The sequence below is a fragment of the Pseudonocardia sp. N23 genome, assembly GCF_002583555.1.
Classification (GTDB): Bacteria; Actinomycetota; Actinomycetes; order Mycobacteriales; family Pseudonocardiaceae; genus Pseudonocardia.
Genome location: NZ_BEGX01000114.1, coordinates 354,122 through 378,370 on the forward strand (window position 1 = coordinate 354,122; position 24,249 = coordinate 378,370).

A 24,249-nucleotide genomic window follows, 5' to 3' on the forward strand; every position below is an offset into this window, starting at 1 on the left:
CACGATCGGAGAGATGTGAGCCTGCAGGAGCGCGTCCGCGACTCGCTGGCCTGGCGGACCGAGATGGCCCGCGACCGCGCCGCCCTCGGCCGCGCCTACGCCGAGCGTCAGGCCATCGCCCGCACCCGGGCGCCGCAGCCACCGACCAGCCGAATTCTCGCGTACCACACCGTCGGCATGCCCAAGATGGGTCTCAACGACGTCTCCCTGCAGCGCATCCGCCGCCAGCTGGAGATGGCGAAGATCGCCGGCTACCGGTTCGTGACCGCCTCCGAACTGGTCGCCGAGCCCGTCGACCCCACCCCCGGCGACCGGCGGATCGCGCTGACCTTCGACGACGGCTTCCGCAGCATCCTCACGACCGTCGAGCCGCTGCTGCGCCGCCTCGACATCCCGTGGACCGCCTTCGTCTGCAGCGGGCTCGCCGACGGAGACAAGGGCCACGACGACTACCTCGACTGGGACGAGATCGGGGGCCTCGCCGAGCGCGGCGTCACGATCGCCAGCCACTCGGTCACCCACCCCAACTTCGCGACGCTCACCGTCACCGAGACCGTCGACGAGCTGGAGCGCTCCCGCAAGGCACTCCGCGACCGCCTGGGCATCGAGACCGCCGAGTTCGCCATCCCCTTCGGGCAGTCCCGCGACTGGCCCGAAGCCGCCCGGAAGGCCGCCGCGGACGCGGGCTACACGACGGTCTACGCACAGTCGATGGACCGCCGCCCCACCGGCACGGTCCCCCGCACCTTCGTGACCCGGTTCGACGACGACCGCATCTTCCGCGCCGCCCTCGGCGGCGCCTACGACCGCTGGGAGGAGTGGTACTAGACCACTCCTGACCTGCCCGGGTGCCCGTCTCGCCTGCTCGAGGCGGGCACTCGCGCGTGCGGCCCCGTCGCCGGGACGACCGCGACACCCACCTTCCCCCACCCGCCGCACTCGACACCAGGCTGGTCCGCACGCCGCCGGGACCAGCTCAGGTCGAACTCGGAGGATCCGCTCAGCGGGACGGCCGGGGAGCTGCGAGCGGTGCGCGGACTACGACGAGGAGCTCCCGTCCGAGGGTGTCGGACGGGGCCGGGGCCGCGGGGACGGGCGGCGCGGCGCGGCAGGTCCTCGGTCGTCGCGGCTGTCGCCTCCCCCGGGTCCCGAACCGTTCGCACCCTTCGGAGCCGACCCGTTCCCGCCGGTCGCCGGCGTTGCGTTCGTGTTCCTCGGCGGCGTGCCGTTGGGGCCGAGGCTCTTGGGCTGTGCCCCGTTCGGGCCTGCGCCGTTCGGGCCTGCGCCGTTCGGGCCTGCGCCGTTGGGTGCCGGGCGCTTCGCCCCCGAGCCGGACGGCACCGGCTGCCGGGGGTCGGCGGGGCGCGGGGGCCGGGCGTCGCCCGGGGACCCGTTCGTACCCGGACCGCTGCCACTCGCGCTGTTCGAGGGCCGGCCGTTCGCGCCGGCGCCCTTGTCGCCGGCCCCGTTCGTACCCGGCCCCCCGGTGCCCCGGGGCTTCTGGGGAGCCTTGCTGGTCGGCGCCTGCGGCGGCCGGGCGGTCAGCTTCCGGGTCTCCTCGTCGAGGGGACCGGGCTTCGCGGGGGAACCGGCGGGGGCGCCGGTCGTCGGGCCCGTCCCCGTCCTGCCGTCACCGGTGGGACGGGCGCCCGAGGATGCGGGCTTCGCGGGCGGCGTGCCCTTTCCGGGCGTCGTCTGCTGTGCTGTCCCCGGTCCGGGCTCCCCGGGTGGCCGCGTGCCCTGCGCGGGCTTCGCCTGCGACGACGTGCCTGCGCCGGGCTTCACGGGGTTCACCGTCGGCGACGGGCTTCCCGTCGACGCCGGCTGTGCGCTCGCACCGGACGTCGCGCCGCTCCCGGTCTGCGCGCCCGTGGCGGGCTTCGCGCCGCTCCCAGGCTGCGCGCCCGTGGCGGGCGGCGTTCCGGTGCCGGACGGCGTTCCTGCGCCGGGCGTCGTCCCCGGACCGGACTGCGCGGCGGCCGCCGGCCCCGGGCTGCCGGGCCGGGCTGTGTTCGTGGCGGCCTGAGGGGCCCTGGACGATGCGGGGCCGCCCGAGGCCTTCGCGGGCGCCGGACCGCCGGTGCTCGCCCGAGCACCGGTCGTTCCGGCTCCGGGGCCCCCGGCCGAACCGGCGGCGGGGACCTTCGTGGTGGCCGACGAGTCGCCTGGCGGCTGCGCGGCGGACGGCTCCGGCAGCGGGGTGGGCCGCGGCCGCGGCGAGGGGCGGCGAGGGGCGTCGTCGCGACCCGACGTCGCCGCCCCCGGGGGCGCCGGGGCGGGGTCGGTCGGGGTCACCGAGCGCGTGACCGCGGTGGCCTCGGCATCGGCGCGGGCGGGCGGCTGGGCCTGGGTCGCCTCGGGATCGGCGGGCAGCGAGGCCGCGGCATCACCCGCGTCCGCAGCGCCCTCAGCACCGTCCGCGCGATCGCCGCCCGTCGGGCGCAGGCTCTCCAGGGTGCCGCTCCACCGGCGTCCGTCGCTGGTGACCGTCGCGTCTCGGACCGAGTCGTCCGGGGCGGAGAAGAGGTCCACACCGGCGGCAGCCGGCGTCGCGACGGTCCGCTCGGCGCCGCCGGTCTCCGCCGGCTCGACGGGCGTTCCGTCGACGGTGACGGCCTTCATGACGATCGTCTCGTCGGTGGCGTTGCGACCGTCGTCGGCGGAGGTGCGCTGCGGCAGCGGAGCGAGCGGGAGCTTGCGCTCGCTGCGGTTGCGGGACTTGACCGTCGGCATCGGCTGGATGAGCCGCATCTGGACGGTCGCGTCGTCGAGACCCTCGGAGATGACCTGGCGCGCGAGCCCGATCATGCCGCTGGCGGTCATCGGTGGCAGCTGGATCGTCATCTCGGACGCACCGGGCGCCGCGCCCGCGCCGACGAGCTCGCGGTCCGGGCCGGTGGGTCCGGGGCCCGCGCCGACGCCGGCGTCGTCGTCCTCGTCGTCGTCCTCGTCGCCGTCCTCGTCGCCACCGCCGCGGCGGACCTTGTTCATGACCGCGCCGATCATGGAGCGGCCGAGCTTCGGGGCGATGGCCGTGAGCACCGCGAGGTAGATGATCGCGAAGATGATCGTCTCGAGGACGAGTAGCAGGATGCCGAGGATGACGCCGTGCTCGTCGGCGCCGAAGGTGTTGCGGTCGAGCCACCACGTGGCCGCCATGGCGACAGCGGCGGCGATCGCGGGCGGGACCAGCATCCACGCGAGACGTCCGACGGAGAACTTCACGACGCGTCGCGACAGGATCAGCACGACGATGCCGACGGCGATCTCGGTGATCGACATGGCGATGCCGACGCCGATGAGGCCGAGCGGGAGCAGCGCGACCAGCGTGCCGATGCCCAGGACGAGGCTGGTGGCGGTCGTCCAGTTGAGCATCTTGGACGCGCCGACGGCCTTGATGACCTCGCTGCCGACCGCCTGCAGGGCGATCCCGACGCCGTAGCCGGCCATGACCATGAGCGCCACGCCGGCCTCACGCCACTTCTCGCCGAGGAGCACGACGACGGCGGGTTCACCGACGGCGATCATGAGCCCGGCGAAGGGCGCGGCACCGACCCAGGTGACCTGCAGGGCGCGTTCGAAGGCGCGGGCGAAGCGGGGCGGGTCGGACTGCAGCCGGGAGAACGCCGGGAACAGGACGTACGAGCCGATCTGGACGATCACCAGGGACGGCAGCTGCGCCAGGGTCACGCCGTAGCGGTACTGGCCGAGGGTGTTGGCGTCGAGGCGGCGGCCGATGAGGGCGGTCTCGGCGGCGGTGCGGACCCGCTCGACGATGCCCTCGACGAGCAACGGGGCCGCGTAGGCGGCCATCTGGCGCCAGAGCGTGAACGAGAACTTGCCGACGCCGGGGCGCCAGCGGGCGTAGCGCCAGCTCAGGAACAGCCAGATCGCGATGCCGACATAGTTGCCGATGACCATGGACCACACGCCGAAACCGAGCACCGCGAGCGTGATGGTGACGACGGCGTAGCCGAGCACACGGGTGGGGTCGACGATGAGACGCCGTTTGAAGTTGAAGCGGCGCTGCATGAGGCCGTCGGGCACGTTGGTGAGCGCGTGCAGGACGACGGCCCCGGAGGAGACGGCGGCGATGGTGCCCGCGACATCGCTCTTGAAGACCATGCCGACGAGCGGCGCCGTCGCCAGCGACAGCAGGGCCAGCCCGAGACCGGAGACGAAGGTGACCCAGAAGACCGTGTCGGCGGCGTCCTCGACGTCGCCCTCACGTTGGATCAGCGCACCGCGCAGGCCACCCTCGGAGAACCCGAGGAGGAAGCCCATCAGGACGGTGCCCGCCGCGTAGAGGCCGATCTGCTCCGGGTCGAGGATGCGGGCGAGGATCAGCGTCTGGACGAACGAGACGACCTGCACCAGGCCGAGTGCGAGCGCCGACAGCATGGCGCCACGCTTGAGGGTGCTGCCCAGCGTGGAGATGTCCGGGTCGCTCGTCGCCTCACGCGTGGTGGCGATGCTCGCCCGGTGCTTCCCGAGTGCCACTCAGCACCGCCCTGCCCGGGCGATGGCGGGACGGCCCGCGGCCGTTCCTCGTGCACTGGTCAACTCGATGTCCTCGGATCGCCTGGGCGAACTGTTACCCCGAGCAGCGTAACGGCGGACCCCGACAGCGTTGCGACGGCCGGAACAACTCGCCGTGATGTCACCGCTTCCGGTGGTCGAGTTCCTGGTAGAGACGGTCGAGGTTGCGCGCAGTGACGTCGGCGGCGAAGTGCTCCTCGACGCGGCGGCGGCCCGCGGCACCCATCTCCCGGCGGACCGCGACGTCACGCACGAGGGGTTCGAGGGCATCGGCGAGCTTCTCGGGGTCCTGGACGGGCACGACCCGGCCGGTCACCCCGTCGTCGACGGCGCGGCCGATGTCCCCCACGTCGGTGGCGACGACGGGAAGACCGCCCGCCATGGCCTCGAGGATCGACAGCGGCATGGCCTCCCACCAGGACGGGAGGCTGAAGATGTCGGCCGCGGCGTACTCGGCGGGCATGTCGGCGGGGTCGCGGGTGCCGAGCAGGGTGACCCAGGCGGGGAGGTTGTCGCGGACGGCGGCCTCGGCCTCGGGGCCCTCGTCGGGGGCGCCGCCGAGCAGGTGGAGCTCGTGGTCGGCGCCGCGAGCGCGCAGGATGCGGGAGGCCTCGACGAGGTCGAGAACGCCCTTGCGCGGGGTGAGCAGGCCGACGTAGAGGATGCGCGGCGGGTCGTGCGGCGCCTCGGGCTCGGGGACCCCGTCGAGCGGTACCCCGTTGTCGATCAGCGTGACCTTGCCGGCGGGCAGCACCTCGCGCAGCGCATCCTCCCCCGCGGTCCAGACGGCGACGACGCTGTGCGCCGGTGCCATCGCGAGCCGCATGACCGCGCGCCGCAGCGGCGTCGTCAGCCAGGTCTGGATGTTGCCGCCGTGGGCGTGCACCACGACCGTGCAGCCGCGGCTGCGCCCGGCGAGGGCGAGCAGCCCCGCCCGGACCACCGTCACCGCAGGCGCGAGCGCGGAGTGGATGTGGACGACGTCGGCCCGGCGGCCGTTCCTGCGGACGTCGAGGGCGTCGCGCAGGGTGCGGCCGATGTTGCCGGTGGTGAACCTGCCGCCCTCGCGGACGCCGGAGTGGGCGACGTTCTGCAGCCGGACGTCGTGGCGTTCGGCGAGCGGGCCGCCGCGCAGCATCTCCAGGAACGTCGGGATGCCGCCGCGGTCGGGGTAGGACTTGCCGACGAGCAGCACCCGCATCCGGCGCCCGGCGGGCTCGGCCCCGGCAGGCACGGGCGTCGTCTCCTGAACGCTCATCGCACTCCCTCGCTCGCGCTCGGTCGGCGCTGCGCGCAGGCGCTGTACCGACTGTTCCCTCGCTCGCGCTCACTCATCGATCCCCCCGCACCCGGGAGACGGCCGCGTCGGCGACGCCCCGCCAGAAGCCGAGGCCCCAGCCGATGTGCATGGCCAGGAAGGCGGGGGCGACGTGGCGCCCGTCGCCCGGCTCGAGCTCGCGGGCGGTGCGCACGGACGCGGCGGCGACGGCGACGGCGTAGGGCGCGACGAGTGCCGCCCCGAGTCCGGGCCGCCGCAGCGCGACGACGGCGGCTCCCGCCAGATAGGCGACGAACGCCGGGACCATCAGGTGCCTGGGCCGCATCGAGCGCGGGTGCAGCAGCGCGACGGCGACCTTGCCGCGGCCGTAGCGGCGGTACTGCATGTAGAGGTCGCGGACGGTCTGGCGGCTGTGCCAGCTGATCGTCATCGACGGGTCGAACAGGAGCTTGTGGCCGGCGAGGCGCAGCCGGTGGTCGAACTCGAAGTCCTCGTTGGCGACCAGGTTCTCGTCCCAGCCGTCGAGCTCGCGCACGAGCGCGGTCGGGTAGGCCCCGAACGGGATGTGGTCGACCTCCTGGCGCTCGGTGCCGTGGTGGTAGACCGAGCCGCCGACGCCGAACGGGCTGCCGAGGGCGGCGGCGATGGCGCGGCCCTGCGGGGTGACGCCACGTCCGTCCTTGCGGCCGCCGACGCCGCCCCACTCCCCCTCGCGCAGGAGCGCGACGGCAGTGGAGACGTAGTCGGCCGGGACGGTGGAGTGCGCGTCGACGCGGACGAGCCAGCGCCCGCGCGCGGCGTCGACCGCGATGTTGAGGGACGCGGGGATGCCGCCGCGGTCGTTGCGGTGGATCTCGATCCGCGGGTCCTCGGCGGCCATCGCGGCGACCTGCTCGGCCGTGTCGTCACGGCTGCCGCCGTCGATCACGACGACGATCTGCAGACGGCGATGGTCCTGGGCGCGGACCGAGCCGAGGCAGGCTCCGATGAAGCCGGACTCGTCTCGCGCGGGGACGAAGACCGTCACGAGGTCACCCGCCTCGGCAGGTGTGGTCTCCGTCACGGTCTGCGGGACCGTATCCGGGTCTGTCACGGACTCCACCTTCCGGCCGTTCGTCGGGGCGGCCCGACCGTACTCGGCAGGGCTGACCGGGCGATCCGCGCCCCGGCGGCCTTCCGGCGGCCCGCGGCGATCCCGGTGGCGACCTGCGAATTCCCCCCTGACGGAGCTCACCGCAACCGGATGCGACCGATCGCCCGGACGTGTAAGCCGAACGGTGGATGACAGCCACGGAACGTCACTGACGACCCACCGTCGGGGGCATCGGCTAGCCCGATGGGTTGCTCGAAGACCGGAAGCAACATCCCCGGCGGTGAAACGTCTTTAGGGATAGCGGCGATGGCCGTCGTGAGTGCCCGGGTCGTGTGGACGTCGAAGACGCGCCGCGCAGCAAGGGGGCCCGGAGCCTTCTCGAGGAGGAACGTAGTTGACCGAGGTATTCGATTCGGCGAAGCGATCGACGGCGCCGTCCGCGGCCCCGTCCGCCGGGGGGAGCACATCGGCGATGGGCAGGCATGCGCGTGGGGGCCGCGCGGCTCGCAACAGGTTCACGCTCATCGTGAACGGCCTCGAGGTCGTCGCGCTCGTCGCGACGGCCGCACTGACCGCGTGGCTGCTCGCCCCGCTGCCGGCCGTCGTGATCACCGCGGCGATCGTGGTGGGCATCGTCGGTAGCCGCCGCAACGCGTGGCGCTTCGCTCTCTCCGTGCTCGACGACCTGCCGGCGACGGCGCTGCTCGTCGCGGTGCCGACCGTGCTCGCCGAGGCCCTCATGGTCCCGGCCGGGCTGGCCCGCCCGCTCGACGCGCTGCTGTCGGGCGCGGCCGCGCTCGTGGCGCTCGTCGTCGCCCGCACCGTGGCCCTCACCGTGGTCCGCCGCCGCCGCAAGGACGGCCGCGACCACCTGCGCGCCCTCATCGTCGGTTCCGACGAGGCGGGCACCCGCCTGGGCAGCAGCCTCGACCACGGCCTGCAGCACGGCATCCGCGTCGTCGGCTTCGTCGACGACGACCGCCCGCTGCTCGCCGACCTCGGCCCGCAGCTGGGCTCGGTCGACGTCCTCCCCGAGCTCGTCGAGGAGCACCGGATAGACGTCGTCCTGGTGACCTTCGGAGCCCACCGCGACGACGCGGTCGTCGACGCCGTGCGCGACCTGACCGGCTCCGGCGCGGAGATCTACGTCGTCCCGCGCATGTTCGAGCTCAACCAGTGCAACAAGGTCTCGGAGATGGTCGACGGCATCCCGCTGCAGCGGCTGCGTCCCATCTCCCACCCGCGTGGCGCCTGGCGCCTCAAGCGCGCGGTCGACGTCGTCGTGTCCGCGGTCGCGCTCCTCATGGTCAGCCCGGTGCTGGCCGTCATCGCCGCGGCCGTCCGCAAGGAGACCGGCCCGGGCGTCATCTTCAAGCAGGAGCGGATCGGCCAGCACGGCGTCCCGTTCACGCTGTTCAAGTTCCGCTCGCTGATCCCGGTCGGCGGCGAGGGCGACGTCCGCTGGAACATCGACACCGACACCCGCCTCGGTCGCGTCGGCAAGTTCATCCGCGCCACGAGCCTCGACGAGCTGCCGCAGCTGGTCAACGTGCTCAGGGGCGACATGAGCCTCGTCGGCCCGCGCCCCGAGCGTGGCTACTTCGTCGAGCGCTTCAACGAGACGATCCCCGGCTACCGCTACCGCCACCGCGTCCCCGTCGGCCTGACCGGCTACGCGGCGGTGCAGGGCCTGCGCGGCGACACCTCGATCCACCAGCGCGCACACTTCGACAACCTGTACGCCGAGTCGTGGTCGCTGTGGCTCGACGTCAAGATCGCCTTCTGGACGATCTCGCAGCTGGTACCCAAGCGTGCCCCCGAGGCCGTCCTCCCGGTGCCGTCCCCGCCCGCCGAGGTCCCCACCCCGCCGGCCCCGATGGACGACGCACCCACCACGGTGCTGCCGCGGCTGCCGCAGCGCACCAACGCCCCGAGCCCGGCCCGCGACGAGACCCACCCCGCGTCGCTCGAGATCACCCACGAGATCACCCTTCCCCGTGACTGACCGTTCGCTCCGCGTCCTGCAGATCATCGACACGTTCGCCTACGGGGGTGCCGAGCGGCTGCTCGCCACCCTCAACGGGGTCGCTCCCGACCTCGGGCTCCACATGTCGGTGGCGTCCCTCGCACCGCCGACGCCGGAACGTTCGCTGAGCTTCCCCGTCCTGCAGGACGCGGGCCTGGACCCCACCTACATCGGGATCCGGCTGATGCGCCAGCGCAACGCCGTGCCCCTGATCGCCAGGAAGATCCGGGAGTCGCGAGCCGACGTCGTGCACGCGCACCTGGGCACGTCGTCGGTCCTCGTGCCGCTGGCCGGCCGGCTGGCCAAGGTCCCGGTGCTGTCGACGCTGCACCACCTGCCCGCCCACGGGCGCCCGCTGCCGGCGCGCACCAAGGAGCGGCTCGCGATCCGCTCGGCGGGCCGCGGCCACTCGCTGATCTTCGTCTCCGAGGCCGCCCGCGCGGCCGCCGAGAGCATCCACGGCTCGCCCCGCCCGTCGTGGCGGGTGCTGCACAACGGCGTCGACATGTCGTCGTTCCGGCCGCCCGCAGGCGCCACCTCCGAGGCCCTGCCCGCCGACCTCGACGTGCCCGCGGGTGTCCCCGTCGTGACGATCGTCGCCGCCCTGCGCAAGCCCAAGGGCCACGAGGTCGCGCTGCGGGCGTGGCCGTCGGTCCGGGAGCGGGTGCCGGGTGCGACGCTGCTGATCGTCGGCGACGGGGAGCATCGCGCGACGCTCGAGTCGCTCGCGGGTGAGGGCGTCGTGTTCGCCGGTTCCCGCGACGACGTCCCCGCCATCCTCCGCGGGTCGACGCTCGCCCTGCTGCCCTCGCTCACCGAGGCACTGCCCACCGCCGTGATCGAGGCCGCCGCGAGCGGCCTGACCGCCGTCGCGACCACGGTCGGCGGCACCCCCGAGATCGTCGACGACGGCCGCACCGGCCTGCTCGTCGCACCCGGTGACGCCGCCGCGCTCGGTGACGCGGTCGTCGCGCTGCTCACCGATGACGCACGCCGTGCACAGCTCGGAGAGGCGGCCCGTAGACTCGCCGAGGACCGCTTCGACCTCCGCCGTTGGGCGGGTCGGCTGGCGGACCTGTACGACGACGCCCTCGCCACGAAGGCGGCCGGCTCACGCCGGTTGCGCGTCTGACCCCGTTCCACCGGGGCCGACCCGATCGCCCGTCCTGACCGTCGAACCCACTAAGGAGGCGACGTGAACGACCAGGGACTCAGTCGCAAGGCGTTGCTCATCATCGCCGCGACCGGACTGGTCACCGCGCTCCTCGCCCTGCTCGTGACCCACCTCGTCGTCGGCTCCGCACAGCCGACGTACCGCGCGACCACCCAGGTCGCCCTCGTCCCGGCGCCCACGGTGCCGGCCGAGCAGGTTCCCTCGTACTGGGAGTCACTTGCGGGCGGTCAGGCCGCGACCATCGGGGCCGAGGTCCTCAAGCAGACGCAGTGGCTGGCGCCCGCGGCGCAGGCGGCTAACGTCGCCCCGGCCGACGTCACGGTCACCGCCGCAGCGACGGCCAGCACGAGCCTGATCACCGTCACGGTGACGACGACCAGCCCGCAGGGCGCCGAGGCGGCCGCGACGGCGCTCGTCCAGGCGGCGACGCCGACGGTCCAGCAGGTCTCCGGCCCCTACATCCTGCAGGTGGCGCAGCCGGCCGCCGGGACCGCCGTGTCGGCGAGCATCCCCGAGAGCCAGCTGCTCATGGTGGTCTTCGCGGGTGGGCTGTTCGTCGGCGCCGGTGTGGCGCTGGTCGTGGCGCGCAGCCGCGGGCGTCGCGAGGAGCCGGCCGCGGCTGAGCAGGCCCCGGCCCGTCGCGTCCCGCCGCCTCCTGGTGGCCCGATGAACGGCAAGGGGAACCTGGCACCCGCAGGCGTCCCGGCCAACGTGCAGCCAGGCCCCGGGAACAACGGGCCCGGCAGCAACGGCCCCGGCGGGCCGACGAGCACCTCCGGCGCCCCCAAGGGCGGCCCCGGCCCGAACAACGGCCCCAACAACGGTCCGGGTGGTGGTCCCGGCAACGGGCCCCACGGTGGTCCGGGTGGCGGCCAGGGCGGTGGCCCCGGCAACTCCGGCCCGAAGAGCGGCGGCCCCGGCAGCTCCGGCGCCAAGAACGGCGGTCCCGGCAACGGTGCCCCCGCCAACGGTCCCGGTAACGGCAAGCCCGGCACCCCCGCACGCCAGCCCGGCGCCTACACGCCCCGCGGCTCCTCCTCGTCGTGACCACGACGTCGGTCCGCCCTCCGGAACGGCCTCAGCCCGCTCCGGAGCGGCCGGCTCCTGGTGAGGCCGCCCGACGCACCCCGTCGTCGCTCGGCCCGGTGCTCCAGCGCAACGGCGGGTACATCGCCGCGCTCGGCGTCGCGCTGCTGATCCTGGCCTTCACCGTCGGCCCGCAGATGACTCTGCTCGTCGTCGGCGCGTTGGTCGCGGTCGCCGTCGTCGGTGCCGCCGTCATGATCCCGACGGTCGCGCTGTTCCTCATGGTGGCCAGCGAGTTCGCCAACGCCAGTGGCGTGCTCGCGACCCCGGTCTCGATCTACACGGCGCTGCTCGGGCTGTGCGGCGTCTCGGTGGTCGTCGGGTTCGCTCGCAAGCGCTACCGGGACCGCATCCGTCCCGGCTGGTGGATCCCCGCCGCGCTTCTGCTCGCCTACCTGGTGACGCTGGTCCCGTCCGCGGCGATGAGCCAGAACCCGGCGGCGACCACGTCGGCCCTGTCCGACCACCTCAAGGACATCGTCTTCGTCGTCATCGTGTCGCTGCTGCTGCAGATGTCGTCGAAGCCGTGGATCACGATCGTCGCGATCCTCGTCCCGCTCGCCGGGATCTCGATCCTGACGGCGCTGAGCGAGTACGTCGTCGGCAACTCGCAGACCTTCGGCGGCTTCTCGACGATCCAGTCCTCCGCCGGCGCCGACATCGCCGCTGCGCGGCACTCCGGCCCGCTGCCCGACCCGAACTTCTGGGGCCGGTTCCTCATCCTCGGCCTGCCGTTCGGGCTCGCGTTCGTGCACCGCTCGCTGACCCGCCGCAGCCGCTGGGAGCTGCTGTTCTCCGCGGGCGCGTCGCTGTCGATCCTGGTGGGCATCTACCTCACCCAGTCGCGCGGCACGATGCTCGCGGCCGGGCTGACCGTCGCGGTGTGGCTCGTCGTGGCCGGGCCGCGGATCCGGCGCCGGGCCTTCTTCCTCGCCCCGCTGTCGCTGCTGGTCCTGCTGCTGCCGGGCATCGGCGACCGGCTGCTGACGCTGACCCAGGCCGTCTCGTCGGCGCCCGACTACGCGGCCGACCAGTCGCTCACCGAGCGCGGTAACGTCGGCGACGTCGCCTTCGGGGTGTTCAAGGCCAACCCGCTGTTCGGCACCGGCCCGGGCTCCTTCGCCACGTCGATGCAGCAGTACGCCCCGCTGACCGACGCAGGCCCGACCGGCGACATCACCGCGACGCACAACCTCTACCTCGAGCTGCTGTCCGAGAGCGGCATCGTCGGCATGCTGGGCTGGGCGGTGCTGATCGTCGGCATGCTGGTGCTCGGCCATCAGGCCACGACGCGCCTCGCCGGGGCCTACCCCGACGCGCCGGGCGGGCGGCTGACCCGGGGCGTCGGCGCCGCGGGCGTCGCCGCGATCGTCGGCTTCTCCGCGGCCAGCCTGTTCCTGCACCTCGCCTACTCGCGGACGTTCCTCCTGGTCTGCGCGCTGATCGGTTTCATGTACAGCGTGGCCCGCACCGACCGCGGACTGCGGCGGCGGATGCCCGCTCGCGCCACGGCCCAGGCCCGCAAGGGCTTCCGCTTCGCGGCCGTGGTGACGCTGGCGACCGCGGCGGCGGCGACCGTCGTCGGCGCCACGCTGGTGACCGTGCTGGGCCGCGACACCTACGTGGCGACGAGCGAGCTCACCCTGCAGGCCACAGGCGCCGGCTACCCGGGCTACGCGATGGACATCCGCCGCCGGACGGCGGTGCTGCCGGCCTACGCGTCGCTGATCCAGGGCGGCGCCGCGACACAGGAGACCACGGTCCTGGCCGACCCGACGCGCGGGGTGATGACCGTCCGCGCGGTCGCCGACTCCCCCGCCGAGGCCCTGAAACGCCGCGACGCGGTGGTCGTGAACGCGCCGAAGGCGATCTCGCAGTCGGGACTCAACGCGGTCTACAACGTCGTGTCGGTATCGGTCGCCGACGTCTCCGAGGAACGTGTCGTCGACGGGACCACGCTGCGCATCGTGCTGCTGGCCACCGCGGGCGAGATCGCGCTGGTGCTGTTCCTCTGCGGGCGCATCCGCAGCGAGGAGCGCCGCCGCGGGGTCTGGCTGATCTGACCTGCTCCGGCGACGGCCCGGCCGGCCCCACCCCCGGCACAGAGTGCAGGGCCACCACATGAGGTGCAGAGACCCCGAGCGGACCGGCCGCAACCCCGGCGCACCTCGGCACCCGCGCCGAGCCCGGCCTGGGTCAGTCGTCGCCGCCGTCCTGCAGCGGCGGCTGCTGGACGGCCTGGTTGCAGCGGTTGGTGATCGGCGGACCGTCGTGCTTGTCGGCCTGCGGGCCGTCGGAGACCACCTGCAGCTTGTCGAAGGGGATGTCGCTGAGGTCCTTCCAGACGTCGTGTGACCAGCTCTGCGGGTAGGGGAACGAGGCGAAGCTCTGCGGCGCCGCGGCGTAGAGGGTGAACCCGCCCGCGGTGTCGGCGAGGATCATGCCGTACTTCTGCAGGGCCTTGGCGATCGTGGCCTGGGCGGGCGGGAGGTCGAGATCGTCGATGTCGATCGACGGGTCGAGCCGCAGCCGCGCGCCCTCGGGCAGCGCGTCGGAGCCGCCGGTGGTGCCGTCGCTGGAGGTCGCGGGTGTGACCGGGCCCCCGGACCTGGTGTACGGGTAGGCGAACACCAGCGCGTGGGTGATCTCGCCGGCGGCGAGCTCCTGCGGCCAGATCAGCCCGGCACCGGCGGAGAGCCCGCTGGCGCGCGCGGAGATGCCGTCGGGGTAGATGCCGTCGCCGTCGGACGGGGTGGCGTTGACCCAGGACGCGGCCCAGCCGCTGCCTTCCTTGCGGGCCTGCCAGAACTCGTAGACGCAGCTCGCCTGCCGGTCGACGACGACCATGTGGCCGTCCTCCTCCGGGTCGGCCTTCGCGTCGGCGGGCACGGGGACACCGGGCAGGACCCAGCCGCCGTGGCCGGTGTGGTCCTCCGACGCGGTGACGGTGTACTTCGGGGTGGAGGCGTCGGCGTCGTAGACGGGGATGGTCCAGCCGTTGACGGAGACGAGCGGGCGTTCGGTGAGCAGCTTCTGCACGTAGCGCGCGGAACCCGCGACGGGCGCGGTGCTCTCGGGGACCGGGGTGGTCCAGGGGTTGCCGCTGCCGGCGAAGAGGCGGGACCCGTCGGGGCCGCTGATCCCGGTGGGGATCTTCTCGGCGTCGACGGGTGCGCCCGCGGTCGTGGTCGGGGCCTGCTCGCCGCCGCCTCCGCCCGAGCAGCCGGCCACGACTGCAGCCACGGCGGCGAGCACGGCGACAGCGGTGCGGGTCCGGGTCGTGGCGGCAGGTGCTGACGGCCGACGATGCGGCCGGGGGAACGACATTGACCAGTCCTCCGGGTCGCGGCCGGCGCGGCAGCCGACCGTGGACAAACGGTACCGCCGGTGCGACAGGCGTTCCCGCTGACCCGTCGTTCGGACCCGACACGCCGTCGGAGCCTGGGGATCGACCGGTCGGCGACCGGTCGTCCCCGCGATCACCGCATGTCGGCGACGGGTTCGGTTGTCGCCCGTTCGGGTGGTGTTTCGGCGGGCATACTCCGTCACCGGGAGCTGTGCGTTCCGGGACACCCGTTCCGGAGCGGGTCAGGTGTCAGGGGATGGGACCCCGGGCACCGGTTGGAGAAGCCGGACGTTGGGGCCGACGGCGAGCATGCGGAAGGAACTGCACACCGTGACTCGACACCGTCGGTCGGCGGCTCGACCACGCCGACGTTCGACGGGCCGGCTGCTGCTGGCGGTCGCCGTCCCCGCTCTGGTGGCGCTGGTGGCCTCGTTGCTGCCGATCGTCCTGAACGCCCCCGACTCGAACGCCCCGTTGAACCCGGATCCCGCGGCGCTCACGATCGAGACGAGCCCGCCCACGACCACCACGGAGGCGCCGGACCAGCCGAGCGCCCGGGCGGACGACTCCCCGACGGCCCCGCGGCGCTCGTCCCCGTCGACGGGGTCGCGCGGCACCGCTGGCGGCTCGACGGGGTCGGGCAACGGCACGTCCGCGCTGTTCGGCGGCCCGGGCAGCCCGTGGGGCCAGGTCCTGGCCGCGGGCGCGGCGGTCGACCCGAACTCGTCGGGCTACGTGAGCGCGATGCAGGGCGAGAAGTTCCTGATGTCGTTCAAGCAGTGGACGGTGCCGGTGTACTACGCGGACGCGTCGACACCGCGGCAGACCGTGCAGCTCTCCGAGAACTGGGGCGCGAGCGAGCTGCGCAACGTCCCGGTGCCCGCCAACGCCGAGCCCGACCCGTCCGAGGACGCGCACCTGTCGATCGTCGACCGGTCGACGGGCTGTGTGTACGACTTCTGGGGCGCGAAGGGCGGCGGTGGCGGCCTGTCGGCGTCGTGGGGCAATGCGATCCCGACGAACAGCAACGGCGTCTACCCGGGTGGCCTGGGCTCGCGTGGGTCGGGCTTCTCCGCGGCCGCGGGCATCGTGACGGCCGACGAGCTGCGCCGCGGCGTCATCAACCACGCGTTGGTGTTCGCCTACCCGACGACGAAGTCGGGTGGGCCGGTCGCACCGGCGACCAAGAGCGACGGCCGGTCCGGCGGCGGTGATGCGCTGCCGGAGGGCGCGCGGCTGCGCCTGGATCCGTCGTTGAACCTGAAGTCGTTGGGGCTCAACAAGTACGAGCTGACGATCGCGACGGCGATGCAGAAGTACGGGATGATCCTGGGCGACACGAGTGGCGGCTTCACGATCTACGCGCAGCACCCGCAGAGCGCTCCGGGCGCGTTCACGGGCCTGCTGCCCGACGACACGTGGGTCGACCTGACGAAGATCCCGACGGAGAAGCTCCAGGTGATGAAGCTGCCGGCGCAGACGTCGAACAAGTCGTTCGTGGTCGGGAACCGCTGCAACGGTTGGTGAGGCCGCGACGGTCGGTGGGTCAGCCCTGCACCGGTGCCGAGGCGGGTGCCGGGGCGGAGGCCGAGGGACGGCGGACCTTGCGCTGGAGGACTCCGACGGTCCTGCCCGCGAGGCGGCGCAGCTCCGCGGTGAGCGGGGTGCGGTCGGCGGGGGCCCCGAACGCCGACATCCGCCCGGACGCGGCGCGCAGCCCGGCGGCGACGGCCCTGACGTCGAGTACCCGGCGCGCCGCGGAGACGGCAATCGCACGGGGCAGCGACGTCTCGTGGATCCAGACGGCGGGCCGCGGCGCGGGCATGACGGGGAGGTCGAGCCCCAGTGCGTCGCGGTACTGCAGCAGGGTGAGGTTGATCCCGGCGGCGGTGGCGACGTTGGACTGCAGGTTGGGCCGTCCGACGGTGGGCTCGGTGATGTAGAGCTTCCCGTCGGCGGTGCTGCGCTTGACCTCCAGGGAGCCGACGCCGATGTGTCCGGCGGCGTCGAGGAGGTCGCTGGTGAGGGTGTGGAGCTCCTCGTCGGTGGCCGTGGTCGCCAGCGCGGTGCATCCGGTGCCGACGGGCCACTGCACGAGCTTGCGCCCGACCTGGGACGCGATCTCGCGGCCCGACCGGTCGCGGTAGACGAGGCAGAACCAGACGTCGGCGTCGGTGCCGGGGATCCACTGCTGGAGGACGAACCGCGGAGCCGTGTCGAAGAGCCGGAACCCGATCTTCGCGACGTCGGCGGCCGACTCGAGGCGGTAGGCCTTGTGCCGTGGGCTGGCGGCCTGCCATTCGGCGGTGCGCTCGAAGGGCTTGATCACGGCGGGGTACGGGATGCGGGCGAGTGCGGCGTCGAGTGCAGCCTGGTCGGCGACGATCTCGGTGTGCGGCACAGGGAAGCCGTGCTCGACGGCCCAGCCGTGGAAGGCGGTCTTGTCGAGCAGCGTGGTGACGACGTCGGCCGGCGGGAGCACGAACTCGACGACGGCCGCCACCTCGTCGGCGTGGGCGGCGACGAGCTCGACGACGTCGTCGCGGACCGGGATGAGGACGGTGCGGCCGTGCCGGGCGGCGACGCCGCGGACGGCGGTGATCCAGCCCTCGGGGGTGCCGTCGCCCTCGTCGACGATCTCGTGCCAGAGCCCGGACCGGCACGGTGAGGCGGTGACGTCGTTGGTGAGGCCGACGATGGTGAGCCCCTGGTCGCGCAGTGCGCGGGCGACCCCGAGTCCGGTGGGCGACTCGGCCCCGGCGACGAGCACGACGGCACGATCGGGCTGCGGCATCGGGCGATTCTCGACCATCGTGACGACTCGGGGGGCGCCGGGGTCGGGTACCGACAGTGATCGACGAATTGTGCGTTACGTCCGGTTGTGCAGTCCGCCAGTGTGGCATCGCGGGCCGACGGCGCGGTCGCGGGGTGGCCACCGGCGGGCGTGGCGGACGAATCTGGTAGACCCGTCGATGGCAATCCCCCGACCGGGTCACCGGTCCCGGGAGCGCCGAGCCGGTCCCCGATCACCCGAGAGAGCCCGTGAACCGCAGACGCGTCGCCTTCGTCGAGTTCCCGCCCGCGGGCGGTCTCTACCAGTTCAGCGCGCAGCTCGCCGCGGCGATGGCCGAGCGCGGCCACGAGGTCCACCTCTACACGGGGCCGCGGCCGGAGCTGGTGCCGCAGCACCCGAACCTGCGGGTGCGGGCGGTGCTGCCGACGTGGCACCCGGCCGACCCGAAGAAGGTCCACCCGCTGCTGCACAAGGTCCGCCGGGTCCTGCGCGCCGGGCAGCTGGTCGTCGCCTGGGTGGTACTGCTCGCGTTCCTGGCGCGCGACCGGCCGGGCACGGTGATCTGGTCGAACTGGCGCTACACGGTCGACGCGCTCGGCGTGCTCGCCGTGCGGCGGCTGCTGCGCCGCTCGACGCTGGGCCTGATCTCCCACGAGCCGGTCCTGCACAACCGGCAGGACACCACGTCGTACCGCTCCGGCCGGGTGCTCGACCCGACGCTGGCCAAGGCGTGGAAGTCGATGGACGTCGTCTTCGTCCTCGGCGACGAGCCGCGCAGCCGCGTGCTGGAGCGATGGGCACCGGGCTGCCCGGTCGTCGTCATCCCGCACGGCGACGAGAACGCGCTGCGTGGCGACGGGCCGGTGCCCGACGTCGCCGACACCGGGCCGAACGTGCTGTTCTTCGGCACCTGGAGCGCTTACAAGGGCATCGACGTGCTGCTCGACGCGGTGCCCGCGATCCGGGCCGCGGTGCCCGACGCGACGGTGGTCGTCGCGGGCGCGGTGTACGGGGTCGACCTGCCCGCACTGCAGGCCCGCGCCGACGCGCTGGGCGTCGAGACCCACCCCGGCTACATCCCCACCGAGCAGGTGCCGCTGCTGTTCGGCGCCGCCCGGGTCGTCGTGACGCCCTACAAACGGGCGACGCAGAGCGGCGTGGTGCACCTGGCCTACACGTTCGACCGGCCGGTGGTGGCGACGTCGGTGGGCGAGCTGCCCTCGGTGGTGCACGACGGGGAGACGGGGCTGCTCGTCCCGCCCGACGATGCGCCCGCGCTGGCCGCGGCCGTCGTCGAGCTGCTCACCGATGCCGAACGGGCCCACAAGATGGGGCTGGCGGGCGCGCGCTGGCTGGCCGACGTGGCCTCGTGGGCCGCCGTCGCGGAGAAGATGGACGCGGGGCTGACCGAGGCCGACGCCGCGCGGGCCGGCCGGTGAACCCCCGACCGAGCCGTTCCGGACGATGTGGAATGGTCGAACTGTGAGCATCCTGTGCTACCACTCGGTCGCGCCGGGGTGGGACGACCCGGTGTCGGTCGAGCCGATCGACTTCGACGCGCAGTGTGCGGCACTGGCCCGTCGAGGTGGCGTCGTGTCGCTCGACAGTGTGCAGGCGCACGTCGCCGCTCACGGTGATGCTCCCGTCGGCGCCACGGTCCTCACGTTCGACGACGGCTTCGCCGACTACGTCGACCATGCGGTGCCGATCATGTCGCGGTACGGCCTGACGGCGTCGATGTACATCGTCGCCGGCTCGCTGCGTCCCGGGGGCGTGACGATCGACTGGATCACCGGTCTCGACCCGGCCGACGCGCCGCCGTTGATGACGGCGGACCAGATCCGTGACCTGCACGACCGCGGCTGGCACATCGGCAGCCACACGATGGTCCACGCCGACCTGCCGACGCTGTCGGAGGCCGAATGCCTTGCCGACCTCACCGAGAGCCGCGAGCTGCTGTCGGACCTGCTGGGCACCGCGGTCACCACACTGGCCTACCCGTTCGGCCGGCACGCCGAGCACGTGCGGCGCGCCGCGCGGCGGGCCGGCTACGACATCGCGCTGGCCCTTCCCGACAAGCCCGAGCAGGGCGAGCGCTACGCCGTTCCCAGAACGGGCGTGTACCGAGGCAACCCGATGTGGAAGTTCCGCGTCAAGAACATGGGGCTGTACGCACGCGTCCGGACGTCGTCGGCCTACCAGCACGCCACGGGTGCGGCGAGCGCGTTGCGCTCCCGCATCGGTGCCTGACCGGCACCCTTCGAACCGACAGCGCCGTCCATCCGAAGACCCTCGACAGGGACCCGTCCCCACCCGATCGTTCCGAACCGCACGATAATCCACCACGATTCGCCACACAGACGCACCGGTCACACCTCGCGCCCCCTCCGCGGAGCCGCCGGTCGCGACTTTCCGGACAGGAAGGACGCGCTGTCGCATGTCCCGCACCGAACAGGCCGCCCGGCTCCTCAGGCTCACGAGGCTCGACACCCTCGCCCGCCGCACGTGGAGCGGACTGCTGATCTTCAACTACCACCGGTTCGGCGCCGCGGGCCCGCACGACGAACCCGACCTCTACAGCGCGACGCTCGAGGACTTCGAGACCCACGTCGCCGAGCTCGCCGACCGGTTCGAGATCGTCGCGGCGGGCAGCGCCGAGTGGGGTGACGGCCCGGCCCGGCGCGTCGCGATCACCGTCGACGACGGGTACCGGGACCAGGTCGGCGCAGCCGAGATCATGTCCCGGCACGGGGTGACCGGCACGTTCTTCGTGTGCACCGGGTTCGTCGACCAGCCGCACCACGCGTGGTGGGACGAGATCGCGTGGCTGACCGGCGGCGGGGCGTGCGACCTGCCGCCGTCGGAGTGGTTCCCCACCGGGCTCGACTCGGCGGGACTGTCGACGACCGCGTTCCGGCGCCGGGTCAACCTCGCCTACAAGGCCCGGGCCGGCGAGTACGGCGAGAAGTTCCTCGACGACCTGGCCGACGCCGTCGGCCGGGCCCGGCTGGCCACCGACACCAGCGACCACTGGATGAGCTGGGACGACGTGCGCCGGGTCCGTGAGCTGGGCATGGAGATCGGCGCCCACACGGTGACCCATCCCGTCCTCGCGACGCTGCCGCGGCAGCGTCAGCATGAGGAGGTCGCGACGTCGGTCGAGCGGCTGTGTGCCGAGCTCGGCGAGCCCGTCGACCTGTTCAGCTACCCGGTCGGGGCCCGCGCCAGCTTCGACGACGCGACCCGCGGGGTGCTGCGCGACATCGGCGTGCGGCGGGCGTTCAGCTTCTACGGAGGCGTCAACGGCCGTCGCCACGACGACATGTTCGACGTGCAGCGGGCCGGGGTGTACGCGGCGCACACGACGCCGGTCGTGCGGGTGATGGCCGACATGCCACGGGTGCTCTGCAAGGGCTAGGAGGGTGCGCGCCCGACGCCACGCGCCGGGCGGTGCTCGCTCCGGGGCGACGTCCTCGTCGCGCGCCACCTCGCTGCTCTCGTGGCGCCGACCCACGGCACCGAGGTTGCGCGCCGGGGTGTCAGGCCTTGACGCGCGCCTTCACCGACCGCAGCGTGCGACCCAGCGGGCCCTCGTCGCGGGCCAGCGGAGCCAGCCCGGCGCGGACGACCCGTTTCGCCCGCCGCGGCAGCGACGACAGCGACGCCGCGTCGAGCGCACCCGTGCGGACCACGAGCTCGCCGGTGGCCGTCGCGTCCTTGTAGTCGTGCGCGCCGCGGCCCAGGTCGAGCTGCGTGACACCGCGCTCCGCCGCCGCCTCCGCGATGGCGAGCAGCAGGAGGATGCCGGGCGAGTAGCGGCCGAACTCGGGGTCGTAGGCCGGGAACCACCACGACAGCACCGACTCCGAGTGCAGGCCGAGGTGCGCGGCGACGAGCCGGTCGCCCGCCCACAGCGCCGACACCGCCCCCGTGCACTCCGGTGCCTGCGACGCCGCGAGGGCCCGGGCGATCGCGACGATGCCGGGGTCGGCGAAGCGGTCCCACTCCCCCAGCGCGGCGTACTGCCCGGACTTCCAGTCCATCAGGCTGCGCAGCACCGCGGGGTCGGTGGTGTGGAACTCGAAGCGGATCCCGCCGACCTCGCGTTCGAGCTTGCGACGCTTGCGCCACGTCGAGGCCAGCCACTTCTTGGACCGGGCCGAGATCGTCGCGAGGTAGTCGTCCCAGCCGGGCGAGAGGTCGAGCACCGGGGAGCGCTCGGCGTCGACGCGGTAGGCCCCTGCCGGGAGGAGCCCGTCGGCGAGCGTGTCGAAGTCCCACCCGGCGAGGCCCTCGTGGGCCAGCAGCGCCGCCATGTCGACGTCCGTGCCCGGCGCGAGGACCGGCCCCTCGCTGTCGGCCAGCAGTGTGCCGACGGGGCGCGCCACCCGTCCGTGTCGTTCGTGGGCGAAGAAACCGACGGTCGTGGCGCCGTCGTCGATCACCGTGACGCGGGTTCCGGGGCGCGCCGCACCGACCGCCACGGCGAACTCCGCGGACAGGAAAGGGTTGCGCGGCAACGTTCCCGCACCTCGGATGTCCTGCCAGCGGGCCAGCTCCGGGGTACTCAGATCGCGTGGGTGGACCGTGGAGAACCGCACGCGCAAAGCTCCTCGTTCGACGTCGGTGGGGGTGCTGGGAGTCTCGCACGGGTGACGCGCGGGCATGATGGCGCCCGGAGCCGGGCCGTCCGGGGGCGGCGACCGGGAGAGGAGGACCGCCGGTGCGCAAGCGGATCGTGCTGCTGACGGTGGCCGCCTCGACGGTCGCGATCCTGCTGTTCGTGCTGCCGCTCGCGGTCGTCGCGATGCGCTTCTACACCCGCATCGAGTACGCCGAGCTGGAGAGCCGCGCCCACACCGTCGTCGACCGGATCTCCGACACGGTCCGCGACCACGGCGTCCCCGGGCCGCGACAGCTCTACGTCGGCGACGAGGACACCGGCGCGGCGCTCTACGGCCCCGACGCCCAGCGCCTGGTCGGCGACGGCCCGCCCGCGGGTGAGTGGCTCGTCGACGACACGATCCACAGCGGCGAGGTCCACGAGGGCGACGTCGACGGCGACCTCGTGGTGGCCGTGCCGATCATCGACGACGGGGAGGTCGTCGGCGTCGTGCGCGCGGCGACGTCCAGCGGCGACGCGGCGTCCCGGATCGCCACGCGCTGGGTCGAGATGTTCGGCCTCGCCGTCGTCGCCCTGATCGCGACGTGGGCGTTCGCCCGCTACCAGGCCCGCCGCCTCGCCGACCCGGTCGAGGAGCTGGCCCGCGACGCCGAACGCCTCGGCGACGGCGACTTCAGCGTCGAGGAGCGGACCGTCGGGATCCCGGAGGTCGACGAGGTGCGGACCGCCCTCAACGCCACCGCCTCCCGGCTCGACGCCCTCATCGCCCGCGAACGCGCCTTCTCCGCCGAGGCCTCCCACCAGCTGCGCACCCCGCTGACCGGCCTGCAGCTGCGGCTCGAGGCGGCGCTGCGCACCCCGGGCAGCGACCACACCGCGGCGATCCGGGCGAGCCTCGCCGAGGTCGACCGCCTCGAACGCACCATCGCCGACCTGCTGGCGCTGGCCCGCGGCACCCGCCAGCGCGGCGTCCTCGACCTCGACGCCCTGCTGCACGAGGTCGGGCAGGTGTGGGGACCGCGGCTGGGCAGCCAGTCCCGCGAGCTCGCGTTCGCCGTCGAGCCCGGCATGCCGCCGATGGAGGCCTCGACCGCCGCGATCCGGCAGGTGTTCACGGTGCTGCTGGGCAACGCCGTCGAGCACGGGGCCGGCCGGGTGACGGTCGGGGTGCGTGACATCGGCGAGGCCGTGGCGATCGACGTCGCCGACGAGGGCCGCGTGACGCAGGGCTCCGACCTGTTCGACCGGCGCGAGCCCGACTCCGAGGGCCACGGCATCGGCCTGGCGCTGGCGCGGCGGCTCGTCGAGGCCGAGGGCGGGCGGCTGCAGCTGACCAGCGCGGACCCGACCCGGCTCACCGCGTTCCTGCCGATCGTCACCCCGGCCGCCGACGAGGCGCCGCCGGCCCCGCGGCCCGAGTCCACCGAGGTCCCCGACAGCTCGCCCGCCGCGCGGTCCTAGGCTCACCCCGTGGCCCAACTGCTGCTCGTCGAGGACGACGCGACGATCGGGAACGTGCTCCGCGCCAGCCTGGCGTCGTCGGGGCACGAGGTGACCTGGCACTCCGAGGGCCGTCCCGCGATCGAGTTCGCGACGACGGCCCAGCTCGACCTCGTCCTGCTCGACCTGGGCCTGCCCGACATCGACGGCATCGACGTGTGCCGCCGGGTCCGCGCGGTGCAGCCCGGCTGCGTCATCGTCATGCTGACGGCACGACACGAGGAGATGGACGTCGTCGTCGGGCTCGAGGCCGGCGCCGACGACTACCTGATCAAGCCGATCCGCCTCGGCGAGCTGCTGGCCCGGGTCCGGGCGCACCTGCGCCGGGTCGTCGCGGCCGGCTCCGACGAGACGCAGGTGATCGGCGACCTCGTCGTCGACGCCGGACGCCGCAGGGTCACGGTGGGCGGCGAGGAGGTCGTGCTGCGCACCAAGGAGTTCGACCTGCTGGCCCGGCTCGCGGCCGAGCCCGGGGTGGCGCTGAGCCGCAACCAGCTGATGGCCGACGTGTGGGACACCAACTGGTTCGGCTCGACGAAGACCCTCGACGTCCACGTCGCGGCGCTGCGCCGCAAGCTGGAGTCGGCCACCGCGCCCGAGGCCACGGTCCCGCAGATCGCGACGCTGCGCGGCTTCGGGTACCGCCTCGAGGAGACCTGACCCGCCCTCGTTCTGCAGGAACGGCACTGTCCCGCAATCCGGGTGCGGGAAGGTGCCGGTCCGGCACGCCGGGACCGTCCGCGTACGGGCGGCGACAGCCGGTAGCGACCGCGTGGCCGACGCTGTGA

17 protein-coding genes are annotated in these 24,249 nt (G+C 73.6%); 11 read left to right on the plus strand and 6 right to left on the minus strand.

The window, feature by feature from the left end; translation table 11 throughout:
- Positions 1-15 precede the first annotated feature (15 nt).
- Entirely contained in the window at positions 16-828 is an 813-nt protein-coding gene (locus TOK_RS26070) for a polysaccharide deacetylase family protein (protein WP_098960596.1), read from the plus strand.
- A gap of 210 nt (positions 829-1,038) precedes the next feature.
- Here TOK_RS26070 and TOK_RS26075 read toward each other — a convergent pair whose 3' ends face one another.
- From TOK_RS26075 to TOK_RS26085, 3 genes are all read right to left on the minus strand, one after another.
- The gene (locus TOK_RS26075) at positions 1,039-4,500 is read right to left on the minus strand and encodes a lipopolysaccharide biosynthesis protein (RefSeq protein WP_098960597.1); all 3,462 of its coding nucleotides are present in this window, start codon (positions 4,498-4,500) and stop codon (positions 1,039-1,041) included.
- A gap of 160 nt (positions 4,501-4,660) precedes the next feature.
- Entirely contained in the window at positions 4,661-5,797 is a 1,137-nt protein-coding gene (locus TOK_RS26080; protein WP_098960598.1) for a glycosyltransferase, read from the minus strand.
- Between the two features lie 73 nt (positions 5,798-5,870).
- A complete protein-coding gene (locus tag TOK_RS26085) occupies positions 5,871-6,911 on the minus strand; it encodes a glycosyltransferase family 2 protein (RefSeq protein ID WP_172457791.1) in 1,041 nt (346 codons plus the stop codon).
- Between the two features lie 526 nt (positions 6,912-7,437).
- Between TOK_RS26085 and TOK_RS26090 the strand changes: the two genes are divergently transcribed.
- From TOK_RS26090 to TOK_RS26105, 4 genes are all read left to right on the plus strand, one after another.
- Complete coding sequence (locus TOK_RS26090; RefSeq protein WP_216362107.1) at positions 7,438-8,916, plus strand: sugar transferase; 1,479 nt, start codon at positions 7,438-7,440, stop codon at positions 8,914-8,916.
- Positions 8,909-10,069, plus strand: a complete 1,161-nt coding sequence (locus tag TOK_RS32045) for a glycosyltransferase family 4 protein (protein ID WP_141566549.1) — start codon at positions 8,909-8,911, stop codon at positions 10,067-10,069. Before TOK_RS26090 ends, TOK_RS32045 begins: the two co-directional genes overlap by 8 nt.
- Positions 10,070-10,132: 63 nt before the next feature.
- Complete coding sequence (locus TOK_RS26100; protein ID WP_098960601.1) at positions 10,133-11,158, plus strand: hypothetical protein; 1,026 nt, start codon at positions 10,133-10,135, stop codon at positions 11,156-11,158.
- Complete coding sequence (locus tag TOK_RS26105; RefSeq protein WP_141566550.1) at positions 11,155-13,260, plus strand: O-antigen ligase; 2,106 nt, start codon at positions 11,155-11,157, stop codon at positions 13,258-13,260. Before TOK_RS26100 ends, TOK_RS26105 begins: the two co-directional genes overlap by 4 nt.
- A 133-nt stretch (positions 13,261-13,393) precedes the next feature.
- Here the strand turns inward: TOK_RS26105 and TOK_RS26110 are convergent, their stop codons facing one another.
- Entirely contained in the window at positions 13,394-14,440 is a 1,047-nt protein-coding gene (locus tag TOK_RS26110) for a hypothetical protein (RefSeq protein ID WP_141566551.1), read from the minus strand.
- Between the two features lie 433 nt (positions 14,441-14,873).
- On the opposite strand from TOK_RS26110, the gene TOK_RS26115 reads away from it, so the two are divergent.
- Positions 14,874-16,070, plus strand: a complete 1,197-nt coding sequence (locus tag TOK_RS26115) for a hypothetical protein (protein WP_141566552.1) — start codon at positions 14,874-14,876, stop codon at positions 16,068-16,070.
- Positions 16,071-16,089: 19 nt separating this feature from the next.
- Here the strand turns inward: TOK_RS26115 and TOK_RS26120 are convergent, their stop codons facing one another.
- Positions 16,090-17,337, minus strand: coding sequence for a hypothetical protein (locus tag TOK_RS26120; RefSeq protein ID WP_141566553.1), 1,248 nt, complete (start codon positions 17,335-17,337; stop codon positions 16,090-16,092).
- A gap of 248 nt (positions 17,338-17,585) precedes the next feature.
- Here TOK_RS26120 and TOK_RS26125 point away from each other — a divergent pair, with 248 nt between their 5' ends.
- The 3 genes from TOK_RS26125 to TOK_RS26135 all read left to right on the plus strand — a co-directional run bounded on the left by TOK_RS26125 (position 17,586) and on the right by TOK_RS26135 (position 20,755).
- Positions 17,586-18,776, plus strand: coding sequence for a glycosyltransferase family 4 protein (locus tag TOK_RS26125; RefSeq protein WP_098960606.1), 1,191 nt, complete (start codon positions 17,586-17,588; stop codon positions 18,774-18,776).
- Between the two features lie 43 nt (positions 18,777-18,819).
- The gene (locus TOK_RS26130; protein ID WP_172457792.1) at positions 18,820-19,587 is read left to right on the plus strand and encodes a polysaccharide deacetylase family protein; all 768 of its coding nucleotides are present in this window, start codon (positions 18,820-18,822) and stop codon (positions 19,585-19,587) included.
- A gap of 187 nt (positions 19,588-19,774) precedes the next feature.
- A complete protein-coding gene (locus tag TOK_RS26135; protein ID WP_098960608.1) occupies positions 19,775-20,755 on the plus strand; it encodes a polysaccharide deacetylase family protein in 981 nt (326 codons plus the stop codon).
- 121 nt (positions 20,756-20,876) lie between these two features.
- Here the strand turns inward: TOK_RS26135 and TOK_RS26140 are convergent, their stop codons facing one another.
- Complete coding sequence (locus TOK_RS26140) at positions 20,877-21,938, minus strand: GNAT family N-acetyltransferase (protein WP_141566554.1); 1,062 nt, start codon at positions 21,936-21,938, stop codon at positions 20,877-20,879.
- 122 nt (positions 21,939-22,060) lie between these two features.
- Here TOK_RS26140 and TOK_RS26145 point away from each other — a divergent pair, with 122 nt between their 5' ends.
- Both TOK_RS26145 and TOK_RS26150 read left to right on the plus strand, forming a co-directional pair.
- Entirely contained in the window at positions 22,061-23,422 is a 1,362-nt protein-coding gene (locus TOK_RS26145; RefSeq protein ID WP_098960610.1) for a HAMP domain-containing sensor histidine kinase, read from the plus strand.
- Between the two features lie 9 nt (positions 23,423-23,431).
- Complete coding sequence (locus TOK_RS26150) at positions 23,432-24,121, plus strand: response regulator transcription factor (protein WP_098960611.1); 690 nt, start codon at positions 23,432-23,434, stop codon at positions 24,119-24,121.
- Positions 24,122-24,249: the final 128 nt, after the last annotated feature.

Bases quoted from the DNA above. Each gene is read 5' to 3' on its own strand.
- TOK_RS26080 (WP_098960598.1), bottom strand. From the start codon at position 5,797: ATGAGCGTTCAGGAGACGACGCCCGTGCCTGCCGGGGCCGAGCCCGCC.
- TOK_RS26120 (WP_141566553.1), bottom strand. From the start codon at position 17,337: ATGCCGCAGCCCGATCGTGCCGTCGTGCTCGTCGCCGGGGCCGAGTCG.
- TOK_RS26135 (WP_098960608.1), top strand. From the start codon at position 19,775: ATGTCCCGCACCGAACAGGCCGCCCGGCTCCTCAGGCTCACGAGGCTC.